General features: G+C 62.5%; 14 protein-coding genes. 1 reads left to right on the forward strand and 13 read right to left on the reverse strand.

Annotation, left to right across the window (positions count from 1 at the left end; translation table 11 throughout):
* Positions 1-9: 9 nt before the first annotated feature.
* The 11 genes from ACV4UZ_RS03875 to guaA form a co-directional block, all read right to left on the reverse strand.
* Positions 10-909 carry a DUF5655 domain-containing protein gene (locus tag ACV4UZ_RS03875; protein ID WP_491599615.1) on the reverse strand — a complete coding sequence of 300 codons (900 nt, stop codon included), beginning with the start codon at positions 907-909 and terminating at the stop codon, positions 10-12.
* Positions 906-1,892, reverse strand: a complete 987-nt coding sequence (locus ACV4UZ_RS03880; protein WP_491599616.1) for a hypothetical protein — start codon at positions 1,890-1,892, stop codon at positions 906-908. The genes ACV4UZ_RS03875 and ACV4UZ_RS03880 overlap by 4 nt, the downstream gene beginning before the upstream one ends.
* A complete protein-coding gene (locus tag ACV4UZ_RS03885) occupies positions 1,892-3,073 on the reverse strand; it encodes a restriction endonuclease subunit S (protein WP_491599617.1) in 1,182 nt (393 codons plus the stop codon). The genes ACV4UZ_RS03880 and ACV4UZ_RS03885 overlap by 1 nt, the downstream gene beginning before the upstream one ends.
* The gene (locus ACV4UZ_RS03890) at positions 3,070-4,578 is read right to left on the reverse strand and encodes a type I restriction-modification system subunit M (protein ID WP_491599618.1); all 1,509 of its coding nucleotides are present in this window, start codon (positions 4,576-4,578) and stop codon (positions 3,070-3,072) included. The genes ACV4UZ_RS03885 and ACV4UZ_RS03890 overlap by 4 nt, the downstream gene beginning before the upstream one ends.
* Positions 4,575-7,922, reverse strand: a complete 3,348-nt coding sequence (locus tag ACV4UZ_RS03895; RefSeq protein ID WP_491599619.1) for a DEAD/DEAH box helicase family protein — start codon at positions 7,920-7,922, stop codon at positions 4,575-4,577. Before ACV4UZ_RS03895 ends, ACV4UZ_RS03890 begins: the two co-directional genes overlap by 4 nt.
* Positions 7,923-7,997: 75 nt before the next feature.
* Positions 7,998-8,756, reverse strand: a complete 759-nt coding sequence (locus tag ACV4UZ_RS03900) for a hypothetical protein (protein WP_491599620.1) — start codon at positions 8,754-8,756, stop codon at positions 7,998-8,000.
* A gap of 59 nt (positions 8,757-8,815) precedes the next feature.
* Entirely contained in the window at positions 8,816-10,102 is a 1,287-nt protein-coding gene (locus tag ACV4UZ_RS03905) for a hypothetical protein (protein ID WP_491599621.1), read from the reverse strand.
* Positions 10,103-10,155: 53 nt separating this feature from the next.
* Positions 10,156-10,929 (reverse strand): DUF3102 domain-containing protein, encoded by a 774-nt coding sequence (locus ACV4UZ_RS03910; protein WP_491599622.1) that lies wholly within the window; start codon positions 10,927-10,929, stop codon positions 10,156-10,158.
* Positions 10,916-11,596: a recombinase family protein gene (locus ACV4UZ_RS03915; protein WP_491599623.1), complete on the reverse strand. Its 681-nt coding sequence runs from the start codon at positions 11,594-11,596 to the stop codon at positions 10,916-10,918. Before ACV4UZ_RS03915 ends, ACV4UZ_RS03910 begins: the two co-directional genes overlap by 14 nt.
* Positions 11,597-11,821: 225 nt before the next feature.
* Positions 11,822-12,877 (reverse strand): tyrosine-type recombinase/integrase, encoded by a 1,056-nt coding sequence (locus tag ACV4UZ_RS03920; protein ID WP_491599624.1) that lies wholly within the window; start codon positions 12,875-12,877, stop codon positions 11,822-11,824.
* 134 nt (positions 12,878-13,011) lie between these two features.
* A complete protein-coding gene (guaA, locus tag ACV4UZ_RS03925; RefSeq protein WP_491599625.1) occupies positions 13,012-14,568 on the reverse strand; it encodes a glutamine-hydrolyzing GMP synthase in 1,557 nt (518 codons plus the stop codon).
* A gap of 137 nt (positions 14,569-14,705) precedes the next feature.
* On the opposite strand from guaA, the gene ACV4UZ_RS03930 reads away from it, so the two are divergent.
* The gene (locus tag ACV4UZ_RS03930; protein ID WP_491599626.1) at positions 14,706-15,194 is read left to right on the forward strand and encodes a hypothetical protein; all 489 of its coding nucleotides are present in this window, start codon (positions 14,706-14,708) and stop codon (positions 15,192-15,194) included.
* 106 nt (positions 15,195-15,300) lie between these two features.
* Here the strand turns inward: ACV4UZ_RS03930 and ACV4UZ_RS03935 are convergent, their stop codons facing one another.
* The gene (locus ACV4UZ_RS03935; RefSeq protein WP_491599627.1) at positions 15,301-15,954 is read right to left on the reverse strand and encodes an MlaC/ttg2D family ABC transporter substrate-binding protein; all 654 of its coding nucleotides are present in this window, start codon (positions 15,952-15,954) and stop codon (positions 15,301-15,303) included.
* Positions 15,955-16,033: 79 nt separating this feature from the next.
* The gene (locus tag ACV4UZ_RS03940; RefSeq protein ID WP_491599628.1) at positions 16,034-16,525 is read right to left on the reverse strand and encodes a prolyl-tRNA synthetase associated domain-containing protein; all 492 of its coding nucleotides are present in this window, start codon (positions 16,523-16,525) and stop codon (positions 16,034-16,036) included.
* Positions 16,526-16,534: the final 9 nt, after the last annotated feature.

Consider the following 16,534-nt stretch of genomic DNA (forward strand, 5'->3'; position numbering starts at 1 on the left):
CGCGGCGGTTCAGGAGGCTTCGTAACTGCGTTCGATCAGGGCCTTGGCCTTTTCCAGGTCGTCCATGGTGCGGATGGTGATTTCCAGGTTGCCGGTGCCGAAATGGCCGATGTCGCTGACATCGCGGGTGAAACCGGGCTCCAGCACCACGGCATCCATATAGGCCTTCACATAGACCAGAAGGTTGCGGGTCTTGGTGTGGACCTCGACACAGGCGAAGTTTTTGATGCGGGCAAAGGCGAAATAGTTCTTCAGCACCTTGAACTGGACGTCGTCGCCCAGGGCCAGCATCCAGGCCTTCAGCGCCTCGTAGCGGTCGCTCAGTTCCTGGTCGGCCTGGGCCAGGTACTCGGTGACGGTCTTGGTCCTCGACCCGGCCACGGGGACGACGGGCGCCACAGGGGCGGCGGTGCTGTTGACCAGATCGAGCAGCAACAGGTCGTCGCCGTAATGGCGATAGCGGATCAGTTCGATGTTGCGGTTCATCTGCTTAACCGCGTGGCTGTCGTATTTGGTGAAGTCACCAGCGATGCACAGCAGGCGGGGCGAGGACCACTCGACCGACGCGGCGGCGTCCTTGCCGTACTTCTCCATTACCAGCCACTCGAAATCCTTGCGGTGGTCCATCAGCCAATCCAGGTAGAACAGGCCCTGGTTGATGACGTTCTCGTTGCTGGACCGCTTGTATTCGATGATCACCGGGCACCCATTCTCGTCGATGCCCAGCGTGTCCATGCGCCCGCCGTGGTCCTTGCCGGTGCTGTATTCCGTGGCGAGGAAGCGCACCCCCAGAAAAGCCTCCAGGTGCTTCTCGATCAAGGTTTGAAGCGACTTCTCCAGCGCCGCCGAAGACCCAGCGATCTCGATCGGGCCGGAGGGGGACAGGCGGAACAGCTTTATGTCGCTCATGGCTTGGCTTCCACGGGCAAGGTGTGAAGGTAGCCGGACCAGACGAATAGCAACAGGGAGAGCATTGTAACGTCATCCTCAGACAGATCGCGATTTCTGGATGCAGGCCTGCCTGCATGTCGAATTCCGGGATAATTCGAGGTAAAGCCATAAAGCTTATCCAGGCTGCCAGTTATTGTTCCCTTGTGGGGAAACACCTTCTTGTTCTCGTAAGATTTCAGAACCTCCCCAAGACTATCGCGCTCAGTGGCCAATTTGTCTGCCGCGACGGCTTCTAGGTACGAGGTCATCTTGTGAATTGGGGTTTTATGATCCCCCTGGTTTCGGACAAGTTGATGATAGGCCTCCTCGAAGGCCCGCCATAGTTCGGGTTGGTCACCGTAAGGCCCGGACTGTTGTTCGATGAGGTCGTAAATCCGAACAGCCTGCCCCGAAATCAACGGCATCAGGCGGAAGGCTGGACGGAGCTTGTAAGGCAGATGGAACTTCTCGATGAAGTTGCCGACCAGCCGGGCGAACTCTTCGGCCCAGGCTGGTTCATACTCATCCCGCAACATCCCATAGGTCGCTTCAAGAAACACGAGGATGTCGGCCTCGGTTACGAAATCAGGGAGTTCAGTGTAGTGGAGGACGTCCAAGGCTTGGTCGGCATGCTCGGCATCATCGACGGCTTCAAACGGCTGTTTGAAAATTTTCAGCTTTTCCGCGAGTTCATCGGACATTTGTTGAAAGCGCTGTTTGTTTTCGGCGGTCAATTGGTCTTCGCCCACAGCTTTCTCATCATCAATCAATAAAATTCGCGCAAACTCGTTCTGAAGCACTTCTGCGCAGCGAAGGAAGCGCTTTTCCACCGCGCGAACTAGCAGGATGCCGATCTCGACAAAAACATCGGCTGGAGGCACTGGCACTTTGGTGGGGTTGGCAAGCTCACGGAAAACGTCCTCCCCAAAGTATCCCCACGAGCCGATGATGCCGTTTTTCATCAGAGCTCTCCACGGAAAGCGCGTTGCGAGAGGGAGGCAAACAGTGAAGTATCGTTCTCCGTCTGCTCGACAGCTTGGGCCCGCACCGTCTCCACACGCCAGAAGAGTTGCGAGAACGTCTGTTGTCGATCTAGCGGAGCCAGCGGAATCATGGTTTCAAGAAGTTTGCCCTGGGAGATGTTGAGCATAGACCCACTGGTTCCTGTTGCCTTGAAACATAGGCCCTCTCGGAAAGTCGGGTCGGAGAGTACGAACTTTAGATACTCCGGCGTTACCCTTTGGGACTTCAGGCGAATGCGCCAAAGCTTGTCCGGCAGAAAGACGTTTTCGACCGTGCGATCCACTATGCAGGTGGCCGCGACCAACTCACGGGTATTGGCCCGGCTGAACAACAGGTCACCTTTCCTGGGCGTAAACAGGGAGCGCCCGGCCTCTACGATCTCAACCGCCTTGTTCTCATCGGGTAGGTATCGCCCACTCGTAACAGCACTGATCTTGAGGACGCCAACCTCATCAAAGCTAGCGGAGCGGTCCAGGCCCTTGGCACTCCAACCTGTGTCAATCGAAGCAACGACCGTCTCTAAAGGGCAACAGTTCCACCCGTGTGGGTTCACCACGGGAGAACCGAACATCTCCAGGAAGGCCGAGCGCAGGAAGTCGTCGGCCAGGGCAAGGGCCTGCTGGCGTTTGCGGCGGATGGCATCCGCCTTGTCCAGTATGGCGGCGATGCGGCGTTGCTCGCTGATGTCCAAGTCAGGCACTGGAAGCTCACGCAGCACATCGAGGGTGATGCCTTTGACCGTGGCCCCTTTCCCACGCCCTTCCAGATAGGAGGCTTTGGACAGCAAGAACCACAACAGGAACCGCGTGTCCCAACCGGCCTTTGGCTTCAGCGCCTTCAGGTCCTGGTTGATCGCCAATGGCACGTCATTGACTGCTGCTTTCCCAAGCGCCATTCGCGTGGGGACAATGATTTGCCCTTTTGGGATCAAATTGGTTGCTGAGTTGGCCACACCTTCGGGCGTGATCGTCTCGACCGTTCGATCAAGGGACAGGCCCGTCATGTCCTTGACTGAGGCCCAAGGGATCGCGCCGCCCCAATAAGAAGGCTCGCTCCTGTCGGGGGTGCCGCCCCCCGTAATTGAGCAGATGTCTCCTAGGGGAATGGTCTTGGCCGTCACCCCAGCATCTCCTCAAGCTCGGCCATGTCCTTGGCGATGTCGGCATGGAGGGCCTTCATACGGTCCAGGATCAGCTTGGGCGGGTCGAACTCCTCTTCCACATGCACGGTCTCGCGGTAGCGCGACAGGGATAGGTCGTATTTCTGGGCGCGGATGTCCTCGGCGGGCACGAAGAACGCCTTGCCGGTGCGGTCGGTGTCCTTGGCCGGGTCGCGGGATTTCCAGCGGGCCAGGGCGTCGGGCAGGTCGTTGTCCTTGACCGGGTCGCGCTTGTCGTCCAGCGAGAAGCCATCCGCCTGGACGTCATAGAAGAAGACGTTGTCGGTCTTGCCGCCCTTGGTGAAGACCAGGATGGCGGTCGAGACACCGGCATAGGGCTTGAACACGCCGGAAGGCAACGAGATCACGGCTTCCAGCTGGTTCTCGTCCAGAAGCATCTGACGCAGGGCCACATGGGCGGTGCTGCTGCCGAACAACACGCCATCGGGGACGATGGTGGCGGAGCGCCCGCCCAGCTTCAACATGCGCAGAATGAGGACCAGGAACAACAGTTCCGTCTTCTTGGTCTTGACCTTGGCCAGCAGGCTGGAATGGACGTCCTCGGCGTCCAGGCTGCCCTTGAAGGGCGGGTTGGCCAGGATGATGTCCAGGGCGTTCCTGGCATGGCCGGGGAAATTGTCGGGGAAGCTGTTGGACAGGGTGTCCTGATAATGGATGTCCGGGGCCTCGACCCCGTGCAGCATCAAATTCATCGACGCGATGCGCAGCATGGTGGCGTCGAAGTCGAAGCCGTGGAACATGCCGCTGCGGATGAAATCGCGGTGGGGTTCCAGCAGGTCGCCGGTAAAGGTCTTGTTGCCGTCGGCATCCACCAGCACACCCTGGGGGGAGGTGAACTTCTCGGTCAGGACCTCCATGGCACCGACCAGGAAGCCGCCGGTGCCGCAAGCGGGGTCGCCGATGGTCTCGGTGGGGGCCGGGTCCAGCATCTCCACCATGAAGCGGATGATGTGGCGTGGGGTGCGGAACTGGCCGTTGATGCCCGCCGTGGTCAGCTTGGACAGCAGGTATTCGTAAAGGTCGCCCTTGGTGTCGGCATTGCCCAGGGGCAGCTCGTTGATCATGTTGACCGCCGAGACCAGCAGGCTGGGCTTCTGGATCAGCAGTTGGGCGTCCTTCATGTATTCGCCGAAGGTGGCGCCATCCGTGCCTGCGTTGCGGAAATGGGGGAAGACCTCGTCGCGGACCAGGGGCAGCATCTGCGGGCCGCCCAAATTCTTGAACTGCGACCAGCGCAGATGCTGCTGATCGGGGCCGAACAGGCGGGCGAAGTCAACGCCGCCCAGGGTCGCTTTGCGCTCGTTTTTCTGTTCGGCCATGTCCAGCAGGCGGGCGAACATCAGGAAGGTGATCTGTTCGATGACGGTCAGCGGGTTGGTGATACCGCCGGTCCAGAATTCTTCCCAAAGCTTGTCGATACGGCTTTTCAATTCCCCGGTGATCATTGCGGGCTGGGTCCTTCAGGCAAAAACGTCTTGATCACGGCCAGCAATTGGTCGCGTTGGTCGTCGCTGGGGAATACGCCGAAAATGCCGTCCTCGGCAAGGTGGGTGAAGGGGGCGTCGGCCAGCCGCGCCAGCTCGATACCGCCATTCTGGGCGATGTGGTTTTGCAGCAATTGCAGGAACTGGGTCTGGTTGGCGGTCAGGCCAGGATAGGCCTGGACGAAGGCGGCAAAGTGTTCCCTGACCGCCTCGGGGTCCAGGCCGACGATGCGGCGGATCAGCAGGTCCAGGGGCGCGGCGCGGTCGTGGAAGAACTCGGTCAGGGTGTGCAAATCCACATCCGGGTGGCGGGTCAGCACCAGCGACACCAGGGCCTCAAGGTCCGACTGGGTGACGGGCTGCCCGGCCCTGATCTTCTTCAGCGTCGGGTCGGTATTGAACAACTCGGCCAGCGCCTGCTCGACCCGCGCCCGATAGGCGGCAAGGTCCACGGAAATCAGGTTGGAGCTGCGCTTTCCCGTCTCGATCAGCTCCTCGTCCTCGGTGATGTCGTAGATGCGGGTCTTGTGCGGGCTGGGTCCGCCGGTGCCTTGGCGGAACTGCATGATGCCGCGCAGGTCGCGGCGCAGTTCTTCCAACTGCGCGACGGTGACCGAGCCCCAGAAGGCGGTGGATTTGACCCGCTTGATGCTGTCGGCCTTGGCCTTCACCTGGTTCAGGTTCATCTGAAGGCCGTTGACCGCATTGACCAATTCGGCCTTCAAATTCTCGAAGGTGGCGGACTTCCTCAGATGCTCGGTCTGCAGGGAGGTCACCAGCAGGTCAAAGGCCAGGGCATCGGCGGCGCCGCGCACATTGACCCATTGCATCAGGGGCGCGACCCGAGATTTCAGCGCCTGAACGGTGGCGGGGTCGAACGCCTCGATGACGCCGTCTTGCAGCAAGGCGTGGATGTCCAAAAGCCGTTCGCGGACGCTGATACTGTCCTCGGGCAGCGCCCGCACGTCAGCCTCGATCAGTTTGACCGAGGCGTTGAAGTCGTCGATCTCGGCGGCGTTCAGGGCGGTTTCGGCTAGGTCCAGGCGGGCCTCGAACAGGCGTTGCATCAGCGGCTTGGATACGGTGGGTTCGGCCTCGGGCTTGTTCTGGGCGAAGTACTCGAAATTGCCCCAGTGATCGAAGATGCGGAACACACTCTTATGCTGACCAGGGCCGAACAGATCGGGGCACAGGCGGGTGCCGCGCCCGATCATCTGCCAGAACTTGACGCGGGACTTCACCGGCTTGGCGAAGACCAGATTAACGATCTCGGGCACGTCGATGCCGGTGTCCAGCATGTCCACCGAGATGGCGATGGTCAGATCGTCGTTGGTGCCGCGACCCTTGAAGTCGTCGATCAACGCCTCAGCCCGAGGATTGTAATTATCGATGACCTGGCAGAACTTGCCACCGAATTGCGGGTACATCTCGTTGAACAAGGTCTCCAGCAAGACGGCGTGTTCATGTCTTCGCGCAAAGATCACCGACTTGCCAACCATTTGGCCCGTCGCGTCGCGGATACCGTTTTCCATCAGGTTGCGGATAATTTGGCGTTCGGTGTCCTTATTGAAAGTCGTCGCGCTGATCTCGCCCGCCTCGTGCTCGACGGTATCGGGATCGTCCTCGATCTCTTGCTTCTGCGCGTCCGACAGCTCGTCATACTTGATGCCGTCACGCAGGAATTGGGTGGTGTGGCTGTAAACTTCGTAGGGGATCAGCCATTTCTCGGCGATGGCGGTTTCCAGGGTATAGGCCGCCGTGGGGTCCTGGTTCTTGCAGCCGAACAGGCCGAAGGTGTTGCGCGAGATGAACTCGACCGGGGTGGCGGTCAGTCCCACCTGCAAGGCGTCGAAATAGCGGAACAAATCGCCATAGACGTTGTAGACCGAGCGATGGCTTTCGTCGGCGATGATCAGGTCGAAGAAGCCCACGTCGAAACTTTGGAACACATTCATCATGGACGGGTAGGTGGCCAGATAAATGCGCTTGGTGCGGTCCTTGGCCGTGCTGGCTTTGACCACCACCAGGGGCTCGCCCGGCAAATGGTCGGTGAAGGCGACCTTGGCCTGCTTGCGCAACTCGTTACGGTCACACAGGAACAGCACCCGCTTGACCCATTTGGCCCGGTTCAACAGATCGACCAGGGCGATGGCGACACGGGTCTTGCCGGTGCCGGTGGCCTGGACGATCAAGGCCTTGGTGTGCTTGTTGGTGAAGGCCTCGGTGACGCGTTTGATGGTCTCGACCTGATAAAGGTATTTACCACCGGCAATGGTCGGGTTCACGGAAAGCGTGTTGAGCGGTTCCTTGGCGGAGCGCTTGAAACGGACCAGATGCTGAAGGCTGTCCTTGGAATAGAAGCCGAAGACCTTGCGTTCCGGGTAGCCGCCAGCGTCGTCCCACAGCCAGATGTCGTAGCCGTTGGTGGTGAAGATGGCGGGGCGCAGGCCGTACTGCTTTTCCAGGGCGTTGGCGTATAGCTCGGCCTGCTTGCGCCCGGTCTCGGGGCTGACCGTGGTCTTCTTGGCTTCGATCACCGCCAGCGGCTTGTGGTCGTCGTCCCACAGCACATAATCGGCATAGCCATTGCCGGCATTGGTCGGCTGGCCGGTAAGCGGGACCTCCTGGCCGACCTCGTCGGTATTCTGTCCCTTGGCCCCCACCTTCCAACCGGCATCGGCCAGGGCCACGTCGATCATGCGGCGGCGGGTGGTGGCCTCGTCGAACTTCAGGGCGTCGGCGGTCTGCTGCCCCTTGGCCTGGGTGTCAGGCTGGGCCGCCTGGGCCTCATAGGCCTGCTTCAGGGCGTCGCGCTCGGCCACCAGGGCCGCAAGCTGCGCCTCCAGCGCCTCGCGGGCGGCATCGGTTTCCGGCTTGGTGGCCGCAGGCTTGGGAATGGCTTTGAAGGGCGGGATGTCGTTGGGCTTGCTGCCCAGAAAGCGCACCAGGAACCAGGCGCCAAGCTGGAAAGCTTCTTCCACCACCCACGGCACCCGGTCGGGCACTACCTGACCGCCATGGGCGCCCTTATTGCCTTCCTTGCGCAGGACATGAAGCTTATCGAGGACAACGCGGGGCAGCGCCTGCTTGAAATCCGGTTCGGCCAGCAAGCGGTCGAAGGTGGCGTCAATGGGCGGTCTCAGCCGCAATTCCCAATAGATGGCCTTGGTGATCTGCTCGCCGTAAATCCGCAGCTTGGTGAGCGAACTTGCCGGGTCGCTATGCAGGTAGTGCTCGGCGAAGCCACCGAGTTCGGCCAAGGCCGGGCGCTGCTGGCGCAGTATCTCGAAGTTCACCGACTGCATTTCGACCGGATGATTGTTAGACCGCGACCATTACCACCCATACGATCAAACATAGATCAGACTACAGCGCAAGCCCTATAGGCCTGTTATCGTCTTCGTTTCCGTCATGCAGGCCCTGATCTCGGTCAGATGATGCTGGGCCAGCAGTTCCACTGCCTGTTCGATGTCTTCGCCGATGTGGCGCAACACCCGGCCCCGGCTGCGGGGATACCAGTGCTTTTCCTCGACCACCGTTTTGGTGCGAAGACCCGACCAATCGGGATCGGCGACTTCGCGCTCCCATCGCTTGTGGGTGCCGCTGGCCATGCGGTGGATGATCTTGGCGGCCTGGACGCGGCGGAACTCTGGTGTGTTCGCGGGTTGCGGATCGTCGGCGGTGATCATCTCGACGGCCAGCCACGCGGCGACCACTTGGGTGGGGTCGATCTCGGCTTTGCGCATCCGCGCCCAGTGGGCCTTGGCCCGGTCTTGGGGCGGAAGACCACGCAGACGGAAAGCCTCGATGTGGGGACCTGCGCTTTGATACAGGCCCCGCACCCGGTCGATGGCGTTCTTGACCCAGAACAGCTCGGCATTGGTTTTCAGCCATTTCAGCGCCGCACGGCGATACGGGAACAACTCCTTGCCGGTATAGGACCGCTTGAACGGGCTGCCGTGGCGTTGGTAATGCTCGGCATGGGACCGGCAGAAGCGGGTATCCAGACCGTCATCGGTGCCGGCACGGGCGGGCTTGCCGCAGCCCATAACCCGGCAATAGCCGAACATGTGGTTCGGTTTCGCTGCCCTGGCCTTGACCTCTTGCTTGCGGCGGCGGGTCGTCTCGGGGCTGGTCATGGCTTACGAGTCCCTCATAAGGAGAAGGGTGAAGCTGTATTGGACAGTGACCACCACCATCAATCCCTCTCCACAGAGACCATCCCATCAACACCAGTATGTGATTTGAAGGTATCCAACATGATCTTGGTGACCAGGGGAATGGATGATCTGGCAACGATCACCGCATCATGGACGGGAAGACCGACAATCCCCTCCGCCTTCAAGACCAGAAGGACATCCACCAGGATTTCACTTTCCACAAACTGGACCTGATGGCCGATGCCGGTGAAGAACAGATGCTTGATGGGGGCGTGGAACTGTTGCAGGGCCTCGACCACTTGGGCAAAGGACAGGCGGTTCGGGAACAGTTTCTTGGTGTCGGCAGGGAAGCGGGTCAAAGGCTTGTCGGCGAACAGCAGGGCGTTCATCACCTTCTTCACGCCCTCGCGGTGGCCTTCCAGGCCGGGTAGCAGATAAGCGTCGGCGGTCGGTGCCGGAACTCTGGTTATGCCGTACAGGATGCGCGGGGCCATCTGGCCGAAATCCAGGGTCGTCACTTCCTCACCGTCGATCAGCAGGCCCTTGTGCCGCTGCCACTTCGACAGGTACTGCCAGAAGCCACCGAACAGACGCCCGCCGCTTTGGAACGATCCCCGGCTGAAGTAACGGCGCAACAAGCGGTCGGTGTCATCGACTGCCGGGTCGCCATCGAACTGGATGTCCGCCTGGGCCAGCCATGCGTTGATGGTCTGCACCTCGTCGCGGTATTGCCGGGTCTGGTCGGTGTCAGCGTATTCGACCAAGCCGCCTTCGTCCCAGTAATCGCCCTTGGCCTGCTTGAGGATGATGATCTCTCGCCCCGTTGACTGGGTCAGGTCGTCCAGGGTGACGCCGTGATCTTGCAACCGTGTCAGCAACCGGGAACCGGCTTTGATCACCGTGCGACGGGCAGGGCCGAAATAGCCCAGGTGGCCGATCTCCATCTCGATGAAAGCCATTTCAGGCTCGGCCAATCGCTTGATGATGGTGGGCAGGGTCTTGTTCATGGCCGCCGCGCGGTATCGGCTGGCCCGCCCCAAATCCTGGTTGGACAGCGATACCGACACCCAGCCCGTGGGCTTGGTGATGAAGCGGTGGAGCAGGTCGCAGACCAAGGCCGCCACCGTGGCCTCGAAGGTCTGTTGGTCAGCGGGCTTGCGCTGGCGTTGCCGCAGCCCCTTGCGCCGTTCGTAGTTTTGAAGCTGCGTTAGCACGTCCGCGACGACGCCTTGGGCCTTGGCGCTCTTGGGAGCACGGAACGGATTGAAGGGACGGTCGTCGGTCGGCTGTTCCTGGGGGATGTCGTCTTCGTCGTGTTGGGTCATGGGCATCGGGTCATCAAACTAGCCACCCCGCATCGGCGCAGGGAATGGCAGGGTTACAGGCGCGGAAGTGTCGGCTCCTTGGCCGGAGACAGCTTTACGATCACACCGGGCCAAGGCCGTAATGGCTCGCCCTCTTTCCAGTCGTTGTCCTTCTGGGCCTGGACAAACTCCTCGGCCCATTCCGTCCGGATGCATCCCTGGCCGTGGTCATTGCGCTGTATGCGGGCGTATTGCCGTCGCAGGATCAAACCCGCCACCTGTTCCCGCAGATCACGATATCCCACCCCGGGAAACGCTTGGCGCATCTGGGCCAACGTCGTGGTCTTGGCGCAATGCCTATCCCTGAAGGCGCTCAGGCGTTCAATGACCTGTTCGACGGCAGCTTCCCGTTCCTTGAAGGCGATGCTCAGGAACTCGGCTTCCAACTGATCGACCAAGGTGGACAGCGGGTCTGATGGAGGTGTGGGTTCCGCCACCACCTCCGAGAACTCGGCGTCGATGGTCGGCGGGGTTTCGGCCTTGGGAGTGCGGGGCTTGGCCAGTAGCTTGACCGCGTCGCGGATGCTCAAATTCGGAACGTGTTCCGGATTTCCCGCCGCCAGCATGTCCCAGCCCTTGGCGATCTTCATGTACTTCTCGGCCATGCTGGCGGAGACCCGGCAATTGGCTTCCAGCCACGGCAGCCATTTGCCATGACCGGCAAGGCGCTTGGCCTCGATCAACATCTCCCCGGCCTGCTTGGCAAGTTCCAGGGTCATGCCCCAGGCTTGTTCGATCTGCTCTTGCTGTTCGTTGATCCTGATCGCCAGAGCATCAAGGCTGACCAAGTGTTGGTTCACACGTTCCCCCTTCCAGTCGTTCCAACAATCGTTTGACCTGCGCCGCCTGCCACTCCCCACCGCGAGGCGTGGCGAGGCCCGCAGAATTTAGGGCGGCTGCGATCTCTCGCAAGCTGCTGCCTTGCTGCCGCAACGGCAGGACGATACCGGCCAGCTTGCCCGCCCGCTGATCGGCCTGTTCCTTCAGGACCGCGTTGCGTTTCATGGTGGCATCGCGCATTCCGCCCAGCTTCTTGGTGGATTGGGCCAAGGCAGCCTTGGTGCGTTGGCTGATGAAGTCGCGCTCCTTCTCGGCCAGGGCGGCGTAGATGTGGAGCTGGAACTTGTCGGCGTTGGGCATTTGCGCGACCTTGAAGTCCAGTTTGGGGTCGTCAGTCAGCTTGCCGATGAACGACACCTTGCGGCTCAGGCGGTCCAGCTTGGCCACCAGCAACACCGCCCGTTCCTTCTTGGCCTGGGCGATGGCCTTGTCCAGTTCCGGGCGGCTGTCGTCGGCCCCGGACTGCACGTCCACGAATTCGCCGATCACCTCCCATGGTTCCGGGCTGTAGGTGGTCAGGAACAGGCGGATGTCACGTTCCTGGGCGGCGAGGCCCAGACCCAACCGCCCTTGCTCCTTGGTGCTGACGCGCTTGTAGGTGACGTAACGGACCATCGCCGCCCCCCTTGGTTGATGTGGCTTTCGGGAACGTTACAGCCACAACGTTACAAACGTCAACGTTCGTTGTGCATGTAACAGTTGGGCGAAGCGGCACGGTCAATGGCCAAGGCTGCCAACGCAGGGCGATGGGTGACCCACCCCCATACGGGGGGAAAGTCACCGCCTCGCTTCATCGAGAGGCCGCTCAGAAATGCGGCCCAAAATAATCGGAGGTGGTCTCTACGCTGCCGTTTCCAACGCCCGGATCGCATCATCGTAGGCGTCCATGGACAGATGGCTGTAGCGCATGGTCATCTGAATGGAGGCATGGCCCAGCAGTTTGGAGACCGTGACCAGCGGTACACCCCGCATCACCAGACGGCTGGCGAAGGTGTGGCGGAGGTCGTGGAGGTGAACGTCCTCCAGACCGGCCCGCGTGAGTGCCGTCTTCCACGGTTCATAGGGAAAGCCGAAGGGGCGAGGGGTTCCGGGGCGCTTGCATTGACCATCGCCGCGTCCCATCGGGCGATAAAGGAAGACCCGGTCGTCGGGCTTGGTGGTGTCGGTCTTCCAGCTCGCCAGCATCTCCCTGACCCGCTTAGTCAACGGGACCGAACGGGGTTTGCCGGACTTGGTATCCATGAAGGAGACCGTCCCGCGCCCATTGCGCTCCAGATCGACGAAGCGCCATGTCAGCCCCGTGGCTTCGCTGCGCCGGGCTCCGGTGTCGATCAGGAAGATGATCAGATCTCGCAGATGCGGGGCTGCAACCTCCAGCAGACGCCGCTCTTCACCCTTGGTCAGCCAGCGATGGCGGGCATTGTTAAGGCGAAGAAGACGGATCGGCGGAACGCACGGCAAAGCGCCCCATTCCAAATGTGCCAGCCGCAGGGCTGCTTTCAGTAGCGCAAGGTATCGGTTGACGGTGGCGGGGGCTTTTCCCTGCGCGATCAGTCCGTCGCGGAAGTCGGCGATGGCGGGAGCCTTGAGGTCCAGCAGGCGGGTCTGGTCGTTCAGGCCGCGCCTGATGATCTCCAGGCCGTACTGGTCGCTGCGGACGGATCGAGGCTTCCCCTTGGGCTTTAGGACCGTCTCGAGGTAGCGGTCCAATGCCTCGCCCAGCGTCATCTCGCGGGGCTTGCCGAGCAGGGAATAGTCTTCCAGTTCCTTGCGCCAGCGTCGCTCGACGGCTTCAGCCTTCGCCTTGTTGCTGGTGCCGCTGGACTTGCGGTAACGCTGGCCCTGGAAGGTGAACTCGATCACCCAGTGGGGCGAGGTTTCGCGCTTGTAGATCATGCTCCGTAACTCCTGACCGGAGCGATCTTGGAGGGGTACCCCCAAAATCGCCCCCAGTGGTTGGTCAGGCTCTCGGAACAGGCTGTTTCAAAGGTGAGCGGGAAAGGGGCGCCAAAGGCTAACCCCTTGAAAAATCACTCCCACTCGATGGTGCCCGGCGGCTTCGAGGTGATGTCGTAGGTCACGCGGTTGATGCCCTTGACCTCGTTGATGATGCGGTTGGCGACGCGGCCGATGAAGGCCATGTCGAAGGGGTAGAAGTCGGCGGTCATGCCGTCGGTGGAGGTGACGGCGCGAAGCGCGCAGGCGTAGTCGTAGGACCGGGAATCGCCCATGACGCCGACGGTGCGGACGGGAAGCAGCACGGCGAAGGCCTGCCAGATCTCGTCGTAGAGGCCGGCCTTGCGGATCTCGTCGAGATAGATGGCGTCGGCCTTGCGGAGGATGTCCAGGTTCTCGCGGGTCAGCGGCTGGCCGGGGACGCGGATGGCGAGGCCGGGACCGGGGAAGGGGTGGCGGCCGACCATTTCCTCGGGGAGTCCCAGTTCGCGGCCCAGCGCCCGGACCTCGTCCTTGAACAGCTCGCGCAGCGGCTCCACCAGCTTCATGTTCATGCGCTCGGGCAGGCCGCCCACGTTGTGGTGGCTCTTGATGGTCACCGAGGGGCCGCCGGTGAAGCTGACGCTTTCGATCACGTCGGGATACAGCGTGCCCTGGGCCAGGAAGTCGGCGCCGCCCACGGCGCGGGCCTCTTCCTCGAACACGTCGATGAAGGTGGCGCCGATGATCTTGCGCTTCTTCTCGGGGTCGGTCAGGCCGGCCAGCTTGTCCAGGAACAGCTCCGAGGCGTCCTTGTGCACCAGCTTGATGTTGAAGCGGTCGCGGAAGACGCTGACCACCTGCTCGGATTCGCCGGCCCGCATGAAGCCGGTATCGACGAACACGCAGGTCAGCTGGTCGCCGATGGCTTCGTGCAGCAGGGCCGCCACCACCGAGGAATCGACGCCGCCCGACAGGCCGCAGATCACCCGGCCCGACCCCACCTGGGCGCGGACCTTGGCGATTTCCTGGGCGCGGAAGGCCTTCATGGTCCAGTCGCCGGCGCAGCCGACGATCTTGTGGACGAAATTGGACAGCAGCTGCTTGCCGATGGGGGTATGCACCACCTCGGGATGGAACTGCACGCCGTAGAAGCGCTTGCCGGCGTTGGCGATGGCGGCGAAGGGCGCACCCTCGGAGGTGGCGACGACCTTGAAGCCGGCGGGAATGGCGGTGACGCGGTCGCCGTGGCTCATCCACACCTGGACCTCGTCGCCCTTGGCGGCGATGCCGTCGAACAGGGCGCAGGGCTCGCCCGAGACGCTCAGCATGGCGCGGCCGAATTCGCGGTGGTGGCCGGGCTCCACCTTGCCGCCCAGCTGCTCGCACATGGTCTGCTGGCCGTAGCAGATGCCGAGGATGGGCAGGCCCATGTCGAACAGGCCCTGCGGCGCGCGCGGGCTGCCGAAATCGGCCACCGAGGCCGGGCCGCCCGACAGGATCACGCCCTTGGGGCCGAAGTCGCGGATGCTGTCGACGCTCACCCGGTTGAAGGGGTGGATTTCGCAGTAGACGCCGGCTTCGCGCACGCGGCGCGCGATCAGCTGGGTCACCTGCGAGCCGAAATCGACGATCAGGATGCGCTCGGACATGACTTCCTCCGGGGGGATACAAGGGCCGGACTTTAGCGATTCGCCCGAAGCGTAACAAGTACTTGGCCGAGGTCAATTCCACCCCATGCCCGGCGATGCTAGGGTCCGGGCGAAATCTGCCGGAAGGACCCCCGCCCATGCGCCGCTTCGCCGCCCTGCTGCTCCTGCTGCTGCTGCCCGCCTGCTATCAGGTCGAGGGAGAGACCGTCTCGGCGTCCGCCTCCATCCGGGTGGACGGGGTCAAGGACGGCCGCTACCGCCGTCCCGACGGAATCGAGGTGCGGGTGAGCTGGAACGCGGCGGAAAGGCAGTACGACGTGGCCACTCCGGACGGCCCCACCGGCAAGGCCCGCGCCGCCCGCCTGGCGCCCGGCCTGTTCCTGGTGCAATACGTGGACGCGGCGCGTCTCACCCTGATGGCGGCGCCCAAGGGCGACGACGTGGTGTTGTACTTCGCCACCAAGGAGGCCGAGCCCCGGCTGCTCAAGGCCCACGGCCTGGGCCTCAAGCCCGGCCCCATCAACGCCCTGACCGGCCCGGCGCGCGGCGTGGCGGACTTCTTCAAGGACCTCGCCGTTTCGGGCCAGTTCAAGGAAGGCGAGACGCTGGTCTATCTGGGCGGGTGAGGTTTGACCCGTCATCCCGAGTGGATGCGAGGGATCTTTCAGCCAGAGACGACGACCATCCTCTCCTGAAAGTCCCTTCGCCTGCGGCTCAGGGTGACATCCCGTTTCACCCCGCCAGGGCGGCGTTGGCCTTGTCGTTGGCTTCGATCTTGCGCTGCAGGGCCTCCATCAGCGGTTCGATCTTGCCGCCCGACGAGCGCAGCACCGAGGCGAAGTCGTCCTTCATGGCGCGGATCAGGCTGACGCCCTGGGCGTTGAGGTCCATGATCACCGGCTTGCCGTCGGCGGTGGTCGCCACCTCCCACTCCACCGGAATGGGCACGCCCGGCTGGGAGGGCAGCGCGGCGGTGGACAGCACCTTGACCTTGCCGCCCAGATCCAGTCCCTCGGTGACCTTCAGCGTGGTTCCGGCCTCGGCGCGGCCAAGGATGCTCACATAGGAACTGACCAGATAGCGCACGAACAGCTCGGAGAAGGCGCTCTGCTCGGCCGGGCCGATCTTGGTCCAATAGCGGCCGAGGATGCTGGCCGACAGCATGGGCGGGTCCACATAGCGGCGCAGCAGGTCGTCCAGCAGCCGGCTGCGTTCGGCCAGCGGATGCTTCTTGCCGACGAAGGTGGAGATTCCCTCGTCCACCGCGCTCTGCACCACCCGGCGCCCCTGCTCCACGTCGGCCGCCCGCGCGGCACCCGCTAGCAGGGACAAGCCGAGGGCCAGCACCACCGCCGCCGTGATTCGCCGCAGGAAGGTCATCGCCATGATCGGACACGTCCCCTGTCAAAAGACCATTTGCCGGACAGGAAATAACGCAAACGGGGGAGGCAGGGCAATACCCCCGCTATAGATCGACCAACAGGGGGACATGCCCGGTGTGTTCGAGGAACCGCGTCAGCCCGGCTGGAGTCAGCGTGGTGGTCATGTCGTTGCGCAGCGGGTGGTAGTTGATCTGGTCCTGCGCCATCATCCAGGAATCCAGGACGACCGAGACCCGATGCCCGGCATCGTTGATCACCGCGAAGGGGGTCACCGATCCCGGCTCGATTCCCAGCACCTCGACCAGCAGCGCCGCCGAGCCGAAGGAGAGGCGGGCCGCGCCGATCCTCTCGGGCAGGGCCTTGAGGTCGACCCGCCGGTCGGCGGGGGCCACCACCAGCCACAGCCGCCCCTTGCCGTCCTTGAGGAACAGGTTCTTGCAGTGAATTCCGGGGATGGCGCCCCACACCCGGTGTCCTTCCTCGACGGTGAAGGCCGGCGCGTGCCGGTGGGTGACCGTCCGGATGTCCAGGCGGTCGAACAGGGCGAACAGGTCGTCGGGCGTGGCTCCTGACATGCGCACATC

The sequence above is a fragment of the Paramagnetospirillum sp. genome, from assembly GCF_058402745.1.

Coding starts and splice junctions, on each gene's coding strand:
- ACV4UZ_RS03875 (WP_491599615.1), bottom strand. CDS start 909: ATGAGCGACATAAAGCTGTTCCGCCTGTCCCCCTCCGGCCCGATCGAG.
- ACV4UZ_RS03880 (WP_491599616.1), bottom strand. CDS start 1,892: ATGAAAAACGGCATCATCGGCTCGTGGGGATACTTTGGGGAGGACGTT.
- ACV4UZ_RS03890 (WP_491599618.1), bottom strand. CDS start 4,578: ATGATCACCGGGGAATTGAAAAGCCGTATCGACAAGCTTTGGGAAGAA.
- ACV4UZ_RS03895 (WP_491599619.1), bottom strand. CDS start 7,922: ATGCAGTCGGTGAACTTCGAGATACTGCGCCAGCAGCGCCCGGCCTTG.
- ACV4UZ_RS03900 (WP_491599620.1), bottom strand. CDS start 8,756: ATGACCAGCCCCGAGACGACCCGCCGCCGCAAGCAAGAGGTCAAGGCC.
- ACV4UZ_RS03905 (WP_491599621.1), bottom strand. CDS start 10,102: ATGACCCAACACGACGAAGACGACATCCCCCAGGAACAGCCGACCGAC.
- ACV4UZ_RS03915 (WP_491599623.1), bottom strand. CDS start 11,596: ATGGTCCGTTACGTCACCTACAAGCGCGTCAGCACCAAGGAGCAAGGG.
- ACV4UZ_RS03920 (WP_491599624.1), bottom strand. CDS start 12,877: ATGATCTACAAGCGCGAAACCTCGCCCCACTGGGTGATCGAGTTCACC.
- guaA (WP_491599625.1), bottom strand. CDS start 14,568: ATGTCCGAGCGCATCCTGATCGTCGATTTCGGCTCGCAGGTGACCCAG.
- ACV4UZ_RS03930 (WP_491599626.1), top strand. CDS start 14,706: ATGCGCCGCTTCGCCGCCCTGCTGCTCCTGCTGCTGCTGCCCGCCTGC.
- ACV4UZ_RS03935 (WP_491599627.1), bottom strand. CDS start 15,954: ATGGCGATGACCTTCCTGCGGCGAATCACGGCGGCGGTGGTGCTGGCC.
- ACV4UZ_RS03940 (WP_491599628.1), bottom strand. CDS start 16,525: ATGTCAGGAGCCACGCCCGACGACCTGTTCGCCCTGTTCGACCGCCTG.